This window comes from Heliomarina baculiformis, assembly GCF_019966545.1.
Lineage (GTDB): Bacteria > Pseudomonadota > Alphaproteobacteria > Rhodobacterales > Rhodobacteraceae > Heliomarina > Heliomarina baculiformis.
In genome coordinates this window covers 320,901-334,416 of record NZ_JAIMIC010000003.1, presented here as the reverse complement: position 1 = coordinate 334,416, position 13,516 = coordinate 320,901, and the positions used below count along the sequence as shown (strand labels likewise).

Here is a 13,516-nt window from a genome sequence, read left to right as displayed (position 1 = left end):
TCCGGCGGGGATATTTTAAGAACCCAAAGAAGCAGGGGATTTTGTCTTTGGCGGCGGGGCGCGGGTTAGCGGCGGCGGCGCAGGAGGTAGATGTCCATGATCCAGCCGTGCTCGGCCCGTGCCTGGGCGCGGCGAGCGACGATTTCATTCGCGACGATGTCGAGGGGGCCGCGGATCAGGAGTTCTTCCTTCATGCCGAGATAAGCGCCCCACCAGATATCGAAGTCTTTTGCCGGGAGAGACTGGAAAGAGCATTGGCCGTCGAGCATCACAATCGCCGTGTCGGTGTTGGCGGGCCAGCCGTGATCGCGGATCTGGCGGCCGGTGGTGACGATGAAGGGCGCGCCGATGTCGTTCACCGGGATCGCATGGGCGGCGGTGAGCGCCTGCATCGCGGTGATGCCAGGGATCACGCGGATCATCGGCTGGGGGGTGAGCCGGGCGGCGATCCTGAGCGAACTGTCATAGAGGGAAGGATCGCCCCAGATCAGCAAGGCCACGCGGTGAACGGGTTTTTCGTGGCGCGCGATAGCTTCAGCCCATGCCATTGCGATGGCATCGTGCCAATCGTCCACGCCTTTGCGGTAATCCCCCGAGGCATCGCGGACCGGCAGGTCGAATTCGCGGATGACGGCGGCGGGATCGTCGAGCACCTCAGCGCAGATTTGCTGGCGCAGGTCGGCCAGATCGGCCTTGTCCGGGCCTTTGCGGGGGATCAGGATAAGGTCGGCCTCGCGCAGGGTGCGGCGGGCCTCGCCGGTGACATGTTCGGGATTACCGGTGCCGATACCGATCAGGAAAAGATGTTCCATGCCATGCAAAAGCCCCGGCGCCTGCGCGACCGGGGCTTCCTTTCTTCAGGGTTTGGCCGGTCTTCAGGCCGCGTTGTAGAGGCGGCGGGTGACGAGGCCGGATTTTTCGAGGCCACGCAGCGATTTGGCAAGCCAGAGAACCGCGAGATCGGCGATGGGTTCGATCAGCACGACGGTCATGTAGGCGACACCGAAGGTGGCAACCGAGGCGAAGGTTTCCGCGCCGACACCCTGGCCGTAGAAGGCCCAGAAAGCGACCCAGGCGACGATACCGCCCTGGTAGGCTACGGAAAGCTTCAACACGTCGCCGTAGCCGAGGTCCACATAAGCGACGCCCTGCGGCAGCACCTTGCGCGCCATGGCGTGGATCGCAAAGAGCGGTACCAGCAGCGTGGTGACATTGACGAAATACATCGGCAGATCGGTTGGGGCGAAGAACATGCCCTGGATCGCGAGACCGCCTGCAAGGCCGACCGCTGCCGGGCCAGTGCCGAGAAGCAACAAAAGCGTGGTGCCGAGGATCAGGTGAACTTCGGACACGCCGACCGGGAAATGCGGCAGGATTTCGAAGAAGACCAGCACGGCCACGACAGCAAGAGCGGCGCGGGCGACAAAAGACGGCACCGCGTGAGTCTTGAGGTCATCCGCGATCATCTTGAGCGAATAGCCCGCCGCTGCGGCCGCTGTGCCATAGGCCAGCGCCATTTTTGCGCCATGCACGATGCCTGGTTCGATATGCATTTGTCGTCTCCTTCCGCCAACCCCGGCGATTTTGCGGGCCTTGAGGCCCAATTGGTTTCATACGGCAGGTTTCCTGACTCGCGGCTATCGGCCCTGTTCTTCCTTCCCGGCGGCATCGCCAGTGGATCGCTGAACAGGCACACCGCTTACAGTTGCGGGGGCAGTCGGGGCCTTGCACCCCATTCCCTTTTAACCCTCACGCAAATGAGAGCACCGTTTCGTGACCATTGGCCAAATCATGCCTTCAGGTCAAGGAAGAAACCGTTAAGAGGCGGTTGCCAGAGCGCCGTAGAGGATTAGCGCCGGGGCGGGCCCCGGATCATCGGCGAAACGTTCGGCCAGACCGGCGACTGTGGAGCGCATCAACTGCTGATCCGGGGTCGAGACGGATTCGGCCAGAAGCGCGGGTGTATCGGGCGGCAGGCCTGCACCGATCAGCAGATCGGCGAGGCGCGGAAAAGTCCGTTTGCCCATGAAAACGACGGTGGTTGCCAGCGGATCGGCCAGCGCGGCAAGGTTCAGATCCTCGGGCAAGGCGCCCGAAACATCGTGGCCGGTGACGAACTGCACACGCCGCGAGGTCAGGCGGCGGGTCAGCGGGATTCCGGCGGCAGCGGCGGCGGCGCAGGCCGAGGGGATGCCGGGGATGATCTCATAGTTGATCCCTGCCTCGCGCAGGGCGATCAGCTCTTCCTCGAGCCGGCCGAACATGCCGCCATCGCCGGATTTGAGCCGCACCACGCGGGCGCCGGTTTTTGCGTAATCGACCAGCAGGCGGCTGACATGGTCCTGTTTCGGCGAGGGTCGCCCTGCCCGCTTGCCGACTCCGACCAGATCGGCCCCGCGCCCGGCATGGGCCAGGATCGGGCCCGAGGAAAGATCGTCGAACAGGATCGCATCGGCGCGCTTCATCCGGTCCACTGCCTTGAGCGTCAGAAGCTCCGGGTCACCGGGGCCGGAGCCGACAAAACTGACGAACCCGGTCATGCGGACCTCGCGATCAGGTGAAAGAAAGTGCCGGTCACATGGCCCTTGATCGAGCCGGTTTCCGGGACCTCGGCGCCTTCGGCATCGGTGACATGGGCCAGCGGTGCATCCGGTTCCTCGAGGATCGTGGAATAGTGGAATTCATGGCCGCGCAGATGGGTGCCCTCGGGCTGGCCGGGCATCGCGACGTTGAGCCGGGCGAGACGGTAGCCGAGGTGGAACTTGCGTTTCTCGTAAGAGGTCACGAGGCCAAGAAGTCCGGCCATCTGGTGACGGTTGCCTTCCTTGTCGATCAGCGCCCGCCCCAGCGCCATGTAGCCCCCGCATTCGCCGTGGACGGGCCTGGTTTCGGCGTGTTTGCGAAGGCCCTTAAGATAGGTCTGAGCATTGGCCAGCGTTGCGCCGTGCAGTTCCGGATAGCCGCCGGGCAGCCAGACCAGATCGGCGTCGGGGTCCGGTCCCTCGTCCGCCAAAGGGGAGAACGGCAGGATCTCGGCCCCAGCGTTGCGCCAGCCTTCGAGCAGATGAGGATAGGTAAAGGAAAACGCCGCGTCCCGGGCCAGCGCGATGCGTTGGGCGGGCGGTGTTGGCAGGCTGCCCGTCTGGGCTAGCGGGTGGCTGGTGGCAGCGGCGCGGATCGCTGCGAGATCGACGTTTTCGCGCAGGAAGGCCGCGTAACCGGCGATGGCAGCATCAAGATCCGGGTGTTCGACCGCCTGTATCAGGCCAAGGTGACGCTCTGGCAGGGTCAGGTCACCCCGGCGCGGCAAGGAGCCGAGAACCTTGACCCCGGCCTTTTCCATGCCGAGCCGGGTCAGCCGTTCGTGTCGCGGGCTGGCAACGCGATTGAGGATGACCCCGGCAAGGTTGATGTCGTCGCGATAGGTCGCAAAGCCAAGCGCCGTGGCGGCGGCGGATTGCGCCTGCCCGCTGACATCAAGGACCAGAACCACCGGCCAGCCCATGCGGATCGCGGTTTCCGCACTGGTGCCTTGCCCGGTCGCGCCCTTGAAGGCGACCCCGTCGAAAAGGCCCATCGACCCTTCGGCGATGACCAAGTCGGCACCCTCGGCCTGCTGACCGACGGCAGAGAGCAGCCCGTCATCCATCGCCCAGGTATCGAGGTTGAAGCTGTTGCGCCCGGCGGCGGCTAGGTGAAAGGCCGGGTCGATGTAATCCGGGCCGCTTTTGAAGGGCTGCACGGCGAGGCCGTCTTCGGCAAACGCGCGCAAGAGGCCGAGCATGACCGTGGTTTTGCCAGTGCCGGACCCGGGGGCGGAAATCAGGATGCCGGGCGGGTTATTCATTCCAGCGTCCTCCATTGGCCTGCTGCGGCCTGAACCTCCGGTCGTAATCCGTTGAATAGAGACAGCTTTCGTCGAAACCTTCGCCAGCCAGCGCGGGGCCGACAAGGATCAGCGCGGTGCGCTCGATCTCGGCGCTCATCTGCGACTCAATATCGGAAAGCGTGCCGCGGAGGATTTTTTGATCGGGCCAGCTGGCGCGATAAACCACGGCAACCGGGCAATCCGCACCATAGGGCTGCGTCAGGTCCGCTACCACCTGCGCGAGGTTGTGGATCGACAGGTGAATGGCCAGCGTCGCGCCGGTGGCCGCAAAATTGGCAAGGCTCTCGCCTGTCGGCATTGCCGAGGCACGGCCCGGCGTGCGGGTCAGGACCACCGATTGCGCGAGACCTGGCAGGGTCAATTCGGCCCCGATGGCGGCGGCGGCAGCGGCGAATGACGGCACACCGGGTGTCACGCTGACGGGAATGCCCTCGGCCCGCAGGCGGCGCAGCTGTTCGCCCATCGCCGACCAGACCGACAGATCGCCGGAATGCAGACGCGCCACATCCTGACCGTCGTCATGAGCTGTTTTGATCTCGGCGATGATGGCGTCGAGGTCGAGCGGCGCGGTGTTCACGATGCGCGCGCCCTCGGGACAATGCGACAGGATTTCCTGCGGCACCAAGGAACCTGCATAGAGGCAGACCGGACAGGAGGCGATGATATCGCGACCGCGCAGGGTCAGAAGATCGGCCGCGCCCGGCCCGGCACCGATGAAATGAACGGTCATGGCATCTTCCTTTCGGCAATGGCGCAGGTGGCCAGTCGATCTTGCGACACGCATCGGGGCGCTTGTAGCCGCGCGCCGGGTCCCGCTGCAACCAGTGCGGCGGCTTCGGCGACGCTTCCCGTGCCGCGTTCTTCCATCACTCGTGTGGACCGGGTCAGCGTTTCCGCTTTCGAAAGGTCTTCGGCGCGCACTGGGATGAGCGGCAAGTTCATGGAATTTGCAAGATTTATCAATATGCTTGCGGCGCATTTATCATGTGGTGCGGCAAGGGCAGTTGGCGCCGCCTTTGTGGCGGCCAGCGCGGATTGAAGGCTTGCCAGTGTTGCCGTCTGACGAAAACCGAAACCGGCGACAATCATAGGGTCACGCTCCACTGAACGATGGGATAGGCGGATTTCCAGCCGCGTTTACGTCCCAGCGGCACGGCCTCGGCAAGTTCGATCCGAAGGAGGTCTCCGCCCTTGTTGGCTTGCCAGTTTGCCAGCAAAGCCTCGCTTTCAAGCGTCACGGCATTCGCGACAAGCCGGGTGCCGGTCGGCAGGATGGCCCAGAGCTTTTGCAGCAGCCGCTCTTCCAGCCCGCCGCCGATAAAAACTGCATCTGGACTGGGGTGCTGATTGATGTGGTCGATTGCCTTCCCTTCGACCACCTTCATGCGCCCACCCAAGCCGAATTTATCAGCATTTTCAGATACTCTTGCTGCGCGGCTTATGTTACTTTCAAAGGCCGTCGCGGTCAGGCTGGTATCGCGCATCAACCATTCGATCCCGATCGATCCCGATCCGGCTCCGATGTCCCAGAGATGTTCGAAAGGGCGTGGCGCAAGGGCCGAGAGGGTCAGCGCGCGCACCGGTCGTTTGGTGATCTGCCCGTCATGATCGAACCAGTCGTCCGTCAGGCCGGAACTTTGCGGCATGACCGCCCCCGTACCCTGACACTCCAGCGCGACGCAGACCGGATGGACCACATCGTTAAGCTCATAGCTCTGTGCTTTCCGGCTGCGCAGCCTTTCGCGCGGACCGCCAAGAGCCTCCATAACCGTGAGGTCGCTGTCACCGAAACCTGTCTCGACAAGCCAGTTCGCCAAGGTGCCGACCGCCTCACCATCGCGGAGCAATACGATCATCCGGGCCTTCGGCGCGAGACGAGGGCGCAATTGCGACAAGGGGGCCGCGTGCAGGCCGAGGCAGGAGGTTTTCTCCAGCGGCCAGCCCATTCGGGCCGCGGCCAGCTGGAACGTAGAGATCGCCGGGATCGCTCGCCATTCCGCGCGCTCATATCGGCCCGCAAGAACCGATCCCGCGCCGAACCAGAAAGGATCGCCCGAGGCCAGAACCACGGTGGTGCGCCCGCGATAGCCATCGAGCAGATTCAATCCATCTTTGAACGGCACCGGCCAAGTCACTGTTTCAGCTTTGGTTTCCAGGATCAGAGATAGATGGCGTTCGGCGCCCATGACTATTTCGGCATCAGCCAAAGCAGCTTGGCTTTCGGCGGTCAGACCGTCTGGCCCATCCTCGCCAATTCCGATAATCGTAAGCCATGGGCCGTCATTGGAGCGCGTGTCAGACATGAAACCGAACCTGCTGATCCTTGGCGGCACAAGCGAAGCCTCGGCGCTGGCCAAGGCAGTGAGCGACGCCGGGATCGACGGGGTGTTTTCCTATGCTGGCCGGGTCGAAAAGCCCCGACTGCAACCACTGCCGATCCGCACGGGCGGATTTGGCGGGGTCGACGGGCTCGCGAACTGGCTGCGCGAAAACGCGGTGAGCCATGTGGTCGACGCCACCCATCCCTTTGCTGCGCAGATGAGCCGGAATGCGATTGCCGCCTGTCAGCAGATGAACAATATTCCGCTGATCGCGCTGACGCGACCGCCGTGGGTCGCGCAGGCCGGGGATTGCTGGCAGCATGTGCCGGATATTCCTGCCGCGGTGCGCGCGCTGGAGGGGGCGAGGCAGCGCGTAATGCTGGCGATCGGGCGCATGCACCTCGAATCCTTTGCGCCCCTGCGCCAGCACTTCTACCTGTTGCGGCTGGTCGATGTGCCCGGCACGCTGCCGTTTCCGGAATACGCGGTCGAAGTGTCGCGCGGCCCCTTCACGCTCCACGGTGACCGGGCATTGATGGAGCGCCACGCCATCGACCTTGTCGTCTCGAAGAACGCGGGCGGCAGCGCTGCGCGGGCAAAGATCGATGCCGCCCGCGAACTGGGAATTCCGGTGCTGATGATCGACCGCCCCGCCCTGCCCGACCGGCAAGAAACCCATGATATTCAGGATGTTATGAGATGGCTTTCTCATACACCCTCCGGCGTGTCCGGCACCGATCTGGGCGTGTAGATCAGCGGTGCGCCGCTGCGGGTGATGACGCGGGTCAAGGAACTGCCGACGATGACAACGGTGCGCATATCGGCCATTTCCGGCGTCGCCTCGGTCAGCGGGACCCAAGCCAACTCCTCTTCCGGCGTCGATACGGCGCGGGCGAATATGACCGGACGGGCATCGCCGCAGGTCTCTTGCAATACCGTCAGCGCCCGCGCGAACCCCTCGGGACGGGACTTCGAGCGCGGATTGTAGAAGGCCATGGCAAAGTCGCCTTCGACCGCAAGGCGCAGGCGTTTTTCGATCAGGGACCAGGGCTTGAGATTGTCCGAAAGATTGATAGCGCAGAAATCATGGCCAAGCGGCGCCCCGGCGCGGGCGGCGGCGGCCAACATCGCGGTGATGCCGGGCATGACCTGCACATCGGTCTCGCGCCAGCGGTCGAGATCAAGTTCCATCGCTTCGAACACGGCGGAAGCCATCGCGAAAACGCCCGGATCGCCGGAAGAGACGACAACAACCTTCCGCCCAGCCTCGGCCATTTCAAGCGCATGGGTGGCGCGTTCGATTTCGACCCGGTTGTCACTGGCGTGAAGCGTCAGTCCCTCGCGCGGAGGGATGCGTTTGATGTAAGGGATATAGCCGAAGACATCTGTCGCCTGCGCAAGCGCGGCCATCACCTCGGGCGTCACGAGGTCATCAGCCCCCGGCCCTAGGCCAACGATGGTCACGCGGCCCGTCACGGGCGCCGCCCCTGTCCATGCACCACGATGATCGAGAAATAGGGTGCCTTTTCGCAATCCGCCTCGACCAGCGGTGTCACGGTCTGGCGCGGCATCGCGGCGTATTGCACCATCCACGCTTTCTCGGTCAGGCCGACCGCATCAAGCGCGCGCCGGATCTTGGCGATATTAGTGCCGATCTTCATGATGACGAGCGCGTCGGTATCCTGCATATGGCGGCGCAGCTCTTGCTCGGGCAGCGTGCCCATCAGAACGGTGAGCACGTCATCGCCCCAGGTGATCGGCATATCTGTCGCTGTCCATGCCGCTGACATGCCGGTGATCGCGGGTACGACCTCGACCTTTGCGACGTCCTTAAGCCGAGAATGCAGGTGCATGAATGACCCGTAAAAGAACGGATCACCCTCGCAGAGGACCACGATGTCATGCCCGTCGGCCACCAGCGCCGAAAGTTTTTTTGCCTGCTCGGCATAAAAGGCGGACAGAATCTCGTTATAGCGCGGATCACTTAGCGGGATTTCGGTCGTAACCGGATATTCCATCGGGATTTCGACAGCATCTGCCGGGATCATACTCTCGACGATCTGGCGCGCCTGCCCCTTGCGACCCGCCTTGCGAAAGAAGGCCACGTGGCGCGCCTGCCGCAAGAGCCGGTCCGCGCGCACACTCAGCAGGTCAGGATCGCCGGGCCCGAGGCCGAGACCATAGACTGTCCCGCTCATTCCGCACGGCTCGCGATGGCGTTGATCGCGGCGACGGTGATCGCGCTGCCGCCGAGGCGGCCCTTGACGATGACGCTGGGAACCGGCTGTGCCTCCCACAGCGCGTCCTTGGATTCGACCGCGCCGACAAAGCCGACCGGACAGCCGATGATAGCCGCCGGGCGCGGGCATTCAGGGTCTTCGAGCATGTTCAGCAGGTGGAACAGCGCCGTGGGGGCATTGCCGATCGCCACCAGCGCGCCCTCAAGATGCGGACGCCAGAGTTCCAGCGCGACGGCGGAGCGCGTGTTTCCCATTTGAGTCGCCTTTTCGCGCACGCCCTCGTCATGCAGGGTGCAGATGACCGCGTTATCGGCAGGCAGACGCGGGCGCGTGACCCCTTCGCTGACCATACGCGCATCGCAAAGGATCGGCTTGCCCGCGTTCAGGGCGTTGCGGGCGGCAGTCACGAAACCGGGGGAAAAGCGGATATGTTCCTCAAGTCCGACCATCCCGGCGGCGTGGATCATGCGCACGGCGACCTGTTCTTCGTCCGCGTCGAACCGGGCAAGATCGGCCTCGGCGCGGATCGTGGCAAAGGATTGCGCGTAAATCGCCGCGCCGTCGGTCTGGTATTCGTAAGGCATCAGAGAGGTTCCACCCCGGACAATAATTCATCGGGCGTCAATCCGCGCCGCACCGGGTCATCCCACGATGCGCCGTTCCGGACAAGATCAAAGCGGCCCTCGACCCCGACGAGCGTGACATCGGACTTGCGCGGATGGGCGCAACCCTTGCTACACCCCGAGACGTGCAGATCGCCGGAGACGCGCGGTGCGAGTTCGGTGGCAATCCGGCGGGTTTCGACACTGGCCGAAGTGCAAAATGGCGCGCCGGGACAGGCTCTTGCACGCAAAAGCGGATCCTGTGGATCGGTGATGAAACCGGGCCTGCGCAAAGTGGTGACACGGGGGAGGAAGAACAGCCGCCACGGGGTGAGGATCAGCTCGCCGGCGTCGCTTTGGCGCATGAGTTCTGCTAAGGCAACCGCCGGACAGGATCCAAAGGCCGTGCCAACCATCATGCCGCCGCCACGCGGCCCCGCCCGACCCGGCGGCGCAGAGGGAGCGGGCAGTTCCTGCCGCCAGTCCTGTGGCAGATGTTGGACCACCTGCGCCATGCGACGCCGATCCTGATCGCTGTTTTCGGCAAACCACTGGGCAAGCTCAATGACCATATCGATGGCCCGGTCGAGATCGACCGCGCGGGCCCATTCCGCCCCGTCGGCCCGTACCAGCACGCCGCCCGTCTCGGTCCGCTCAACCCGGATATCGGCAGAATCCGCGCCCAGCACCGGGGCGCTGCCGCTATCAATGGCAAAACCGAATTTTGCTGGAAGGTCAGGAAGTTCGGAGAGACGGCTGATCAGCTCAAGCCCAAGGCGTTCGGTCAGGTCGCCGGTCTGCCAGAAGGGGGTGACGATCATGTTGCGCCGGCGTTCCGTCTCTGGGTCAGGATCGAGCAGGTCGAGTTTCAGCAGTGCCGCGAGCAGCGCATCATAGGCCTCGTCGCGCACGCCGCGCAGCTGCAGGTTGGCGCGGTTGGTCAGGTCGATAAAGCCGCTCGCGTGTTCCTGCGCGGCAGCGCAAAGGCCAAGCACCTGCGCGCGGCTCAGCCGACCCATATGCGGGCGAATGCGCAGGATCAGCCCGTCACCCGAGCGCATCGGGGTAAAGGCACCGGGGCACCAGCCCTTGACCTCGGGAGGGGAGACGCGCGGCATGTTCATGCGGGTTGGTCCAGTCGGGCGCGGATAGAGTTGCGCCGGGTCTGCCAGAGCCCGGCGGCATCGAGCGCGGCGAATTGGTCTTGCATGGCGCGATGCGCCTCGGGATTTTCGGTTTGGAGAAAGCGGTCGACCTCGGCGTCGCCCAGCGTGGATTCGTAATAAAGATCAAAGAGATGCGGGCCAACTGCATCGGCGAGATTGGCGAATGCGGCCATGTGATCCAAGGTTGCCGCAATTTCCGCCGCGCCCCGAAAGCCGTGCCGCCGCATGCCCGCGATCCAATCGGGATTGGCGGCGCGGGCCTGCACCACGCGGGCAATTTCCTCGGCCAGCGCGCGGGCGCGCGGCGTGTCGGGCCGGGTATTGTCGAGGTGATAGAGCGCCGCCTTGCGCCCGCCGGTGATGGATTTCGCGGCAGCAAACCCGGCCTCATGGGTGGCGTAGTCGGCGGCGAGGAGCAGATCGCTTTCCGGCAGGTCCTGCGGGTGAACGAAGGCATCGGCATTGGCGACGCGTGCCGCGATGCCCGCGCCATCGCGGGTGATCTGCGCGCCATCCATCGACCACGCGCTTGCATCCAGCCAGGCCTGTCCGGCGGCGGCGCGGGCTTCCTCCGTAAAGGTTTCTGCCAGATGCCCCATGCCCAGACCATAGCTTGCCGGGGCCGGACCAAAGACCCGCGCGTTGGCCTTGTGCCCGGCGTAAGGGTTCCAGTCGGAACTTTCATCACGGCCCGCAAGCATTTGTATTGCCTGCGTGAAGACGCTGGAGAGTGAGGGGAACACGTCACGAAAAAGACCCGAGACTCGAAGCGTCACATCCAGTCGCGGGCGGTCAAGTTCGGTGATTGGCAGGATCTCGATCCCCGAGACACGCTCGCTCCCCTTGTCCCAGACCGGCCGCACGCCCAGCAAGTGGAGCGCCATGGCAAATTCCTCGCCCGCTGTCCGCATGGTGGCCGACCCCCAGAGGTCGACGACCAGCCCCTTGGGATAATCGCCGTGATCCTGAAGGTGACGACGCACCAGTTCCTCGGCGAGTTTTACCCCCTGCGCATAGGCGGATCGGGTAGGCACAGAACGCGGATCGGTGGTGAAGAGGTTACGACCCGTGGGCAGCACGTCGTGGCGGCCGCGATAGGGAGAACCGGAAGGACCGGCGGGGATGCGTTCCGCTTTAAGGGAGGCATGCAGGCTGTTGATTTCGTTAGAAACTGAATGATCCGTCGCAAAGGGTGCACCTTCGGTCACCGGCTGGCCGAGGATGTGCAGCCCGTCTCCGAACTGGCTTTCCTTGATGTCGCAGACGAAGCGGTCGATGCGGGTAATTGCCTCGGCGGTGCTGGAAGCGGTATCGAGACCAAGATCGGCCTCGACCCCGAGAGATTGCGCCTCGGCCCGGATGTCAGCCTGTAACCTGTCGCGACGGCGCGGGTCGAGCCCGTCGGCGTTCGAGAACTCGTCGAGCAGCGCCTCGAGATGAATGAACCGGTCGGGCGTTTTGCTTGCTTTCATCGGGGGCGGCAGGTGGCCCAGCGTCAGGGCGCCGATGCGCCGTTTTGCTTGAGCTGCTTCGCCCGGGTCGTTGACAATAAAGGGATAAATCACCGGCAGGTCGCCGATCAGCGCCTCGGGCCAGCAGGCATCGGAGAGGGCTACGGCCTTGCCGGGCAGCCATTCCAGCGTGCCATGCGCGCCGATGTGGATCAGCGCGTCGATGCCCAGCGCGTGGCGCATCCAGAGGTAAAAGGCGACATAGCCGTGACGTGGCGTTCGGGAAAGATCATGGTAATCGTCCTCGCGCTGCGCGAGTTGCCCGCGTTCGGGTTGCAGCGCGACCAGCGCGGCGCCGCGCCGGGTGGCCTTGAAATGTAAATGACCGTCTTTGCAGGCGGGATCGTCCTCTGGATCGCCCCAAGTCGCGTTCAGATCGTCGCGGAGCGATTGCGGCAGGGTTCCCAGCGCAGCGCGGTAATCTGACAGCGGCCAGCAAAGCGTCTCGGACCGCAGGGAGTGCGTGAGCGGCGCACCCGGTTCGATCTGCCATCCCTGCCCGGCCAGCGAGGTCAGAATCGCCTCGGCCGAGGCCGGAGCGTCCAGCCCAACCGCATGGCCCATCTGCCAGTCCTTACCGGGATAGGTGGACAGGATCAGAGCGGGTGATTTCCGTACATTATCCGTACACTTCAAGTGCACCAGTCGTGCAGCCCGCCGGGCAATGGCCTTGATACGGTCAAACTCGGGCATATGGGCCGCACGGGAGAATTCCAGCGCCGTGTCCCGCTGGCCGGGTTCCTTGAAGGACACGACACCGCCAAAGAGACGGCCATCGACCTCTGGCAGAACTACATGCATGGCCAGATCGCTGGGCGACAAGCCACGTTCGGATGCGTCCCACTTCTTGCGACCCGAGGTGGAGAGCGCGACCTGCATGACTGGCACACCGGCCACGTCGAGCGGGGAATGTCCCGAAGCGCCGATGCCCGAGAAAGAAGTCGCGTTGACAATGATGTCGGGCGCGAGGCCCTGCACTTGCCGTTCGATCCAGCCAGCGGCCTCGGGGGCCTTGAGCGAGGGCGCAAAGAGCGTTGCCACGTCGAACCCCTGCCTTGTCAGCGCGTCATACATCGATTTGATCGGCGCGGTATCGGCGGCGGCGAGATAGGCGCGGTAAAAGGTGATCAGCGCGCGGGGGCGATCCCGGGTGACCGGATAGGCCGAGAGCGGGCAGATCACGCCATCCCCGGGATGCCAGAGCCCGACCTGCGGCAGCGCCTTGGCACCGCGCACCGGACCGGCGTAAAACCCGGCGGCAAGCGCAAGCTGCGCCAGCGCGGCCTGCGCCGAGACGGTGCCGCCCATATCGCAGAGCCGGGTCAGCCGCGCGAGGGTCGAGAACGGCAGGGTCGACACCTCATCCAGTCGCGGATCGGCGCGGCCATCGGCCGGAAGGACCGCGAGCGCGATGCCGTTGCGCCGCGCAAGATCCTGAACCTGCTGAATCCCATAGGACCAGTAGGAAATACCGCCGATCAGCCGGATCAGGATGCCTTTGGCACCGGCAAGTGTCTGTTCCACATAGGTGTCGACAGAAAGCGGGTGTTTCAGCGCAGCCAGGTTGGCAAGCCGCAGGGTCGGTTCGAAACCGCCTTCGCGCGCACGGTGCCACCCGGCGGCAAATGCGCCGAGATCGCTGTCGGAAAAGGACAGAACGACCAGATCGCCCGGGCTCTGGCCCAGATCAGTCGGGTTTTCCGTTTCCTCCAGCCCCTGACTTTCGCGAAACACCACATGCATGGGTCAGCGCCCTTTCAACGGGGTCGGGATATGGGGCGCATATC

At 64.3% G+C, this 13,516-nt stretch carries 13 protein-coding genes and 1 riboswitch; of the genes, 1 reads left to right on the top strand and 12 read right to left on the bottom strand.

All coding sequences use genetic code 11. The features are described from left to right. Positions 1-65 precede the first annotated feature (65 nt). The 7 genes from cobF to cbiE form a co-directional block, all read right to left on the bottom strand. Positions 66-812, bottom strand: a complete 747-nt coding sequence (cobF, locus tag MF268_RS08705) for a precorrin-6A synthase (deacetylating) (RefSeq protein ID WP_238370477.1) — start codon at positions 810-812, stop codon at positions 66-68. Positions 813-875: 63 nt separating this feature from the next. Beyond that, the gene (locus MF268_RS08700; RefSeq protein WP_238370476.1) at positions 876-1,553 is read right to left on the bottom strand and encodes an energy-coupling factor ABC transporter permease; all 678 of its coding nucleotides are present in this window, start codon (positions 1,551-1,553) and stop codon (positions 876-878) included. 46 nt (positions 1,554-1,599) lie between these two features. Continuing rightward, positions 1,600-1,786: riboswitch (cobalamin riboswitch) on the bottom strand. Positions 1,787-1,817: 31 nt separating this feature from the next. Next, the gene (cobA, locus tag MF268_RS08695; RefSeq protein ID WP_238370475.1) at positions 1,818-2,540 is read right to left on the bottom strand and encodes a uroporphyrinogen-III C-methyltransferase; all 723 of its coding nucleotides are present in this window, start codon (positions 2,538-2,540) and stop codon (positions 1,818-1,820) included. Beyond that, positions 2,537-3,847, bottom strand: a complete 1,311-nt coding sequence (locus MF268_RS08690; RefSeq protein ID WP_238370474.1) for a cobyrinic acid a,c-diamide synthase CobB — start codon at positions 3,845-3,847, stop codon at positions 2,537-2,539. The genes cobA and MF268_RS08690 overlap by 4 nt, the downstream gene beginning before the upstream one ends. Beyond that, positions 3,840-4,619 (bottom strand): precorrin-4 C(11)-methyltransferase, encoded by a 780-nt coding sequence (gene cobM / locus MF268_RS08685; protein WP_238370473.1) that lies wholly within the window; start codon positions 4,617-4,619, stop codon positions 3,840-3,842. The genes MF268_RS08690 and cobM overlap by 8 nt, the downstream gene beginning before the upstream one ends. Further along, positions 4,616-4,978, bottom strand: coding sequence for a cobalamin biosynthesis protein (locus MF268_RS08680; protein ID WP_238370472.1), 363 nt, complete (start codon positions 4,976-4,978; stop codon positions 4,616-4,618). Before MF268_RS08680 ends, cobM begins: the two co-directional genes overlap by 4 nt. Then, positions 4,975-6,192 carry a precorrin-6y C5,15-methyltransferase (decarboxylating) subunit CbiE gene (gene cbiE, locus MF268_RS08675; protein ID WP_238370471.1) on the bottom strand — a complete coding sequence of 406 codons (1,218 nt, stop codon included), beginning with the start codon at positions 6,190-6,192 and terminating at the stop codon, positions 4,975-4,977. Before cbiE ends, MF268_RS08680 begins: the two co-directional genes overlap by 4 nt. Here cbiE and MF268_RS08670 point away from each other — a divergent pair. After that, positions 6,191-6,961, top strand: a complete 771-nt coding sequence (locus tag MF268_RS08670) for a cobalt-precorrin-6A reductase (protein WP_238370470.1) — start codon at positions 6,191-6,193, stop codon at positions 6,959-6,961. The genes cbiE and MF268_RS08670 overlap by 2 nt on opposite strands. Here MF268_RS08670 and cobJ read toward each other — a convergent pair. From cobJ to cobN, 5 genes are read right to left on the bottom strand one after another with little or no spacing between them, the layout of a single operon-like run. Next, complete coding sequence (gene cobJ, locus MF268_RS08665; protein ID WP_238370469.1) at positions 6,919-7,686, bottom strand: precorrin-3B C(17)-methyltransferase; 768 nt, start codon at positions 7,684-7,686, stop codon at positions 6,919-6,921. The two genes, MF268_RS08670 and cobJ, sit on opposite strands and share 43 nt — an antisense overlap. Next, positions 7,683-8,408 carry a precorrin-2 C(20)-methyltransferase gene (locus MF268_RS08660; protein WP_238370468.1) on the bottom strand — a complete coding sequence of 242 codons (726 nt, stop codon included), beginning with the start codon at positions 8,406-8,408 and terminating at the stop codon, positions 7,683-7,685. Before MF268_RS08660 ends, cobJ begins: the two co-directional genes overlap by 4 nt. Then, the gene (locus MF268_RS08655; protein WP_238370467.1) at positions 8,405-9,034 is read right to left on the bottom strand and encodes a precorrin-8X methylmutase; all 630 of its coding nucleotides are present in this window, start codon (positions 9,032-9,034) and stop codon (positions 8,405-8,407) included. The genes MF268_RS08660 and MF268_RS08655 overlap by 4 nt, the downstream gene beginning before the upstream one ends. Then, positions 9,034-10,176 (bottom strand): precorrin-3B synthase, encoded by a 1,143-nt coding sequence (gene cobG / locus MF268_RS08650; RefSeq protein WP_238370466.1) that lies wholly within the window; start codon positions 10,174-10,176, stop codon positions 9,034-9,036. Before cobG ends, MF268_RS08655 begins: the two co-directional genes overlap by 1 nt. After that, positions 10,173-13,472 carry a cobaltochelatase subunit CobN gene (gene cobN / locus MF268_RS08645; protein WP_238370465.1) on the bottom strand — a complete coding sequence of 1,100 codons (3,300 nt, stop codon included), beginning with the start codon at positions 13,470-13,472 and terminating at the stop codon, positions 10,173-10,175. Before cobN ends, cobG begins: the two co-directional genes overlap by 4 nt. Positions 13,473-13,516: the final 44 nt, after the last annotated feature.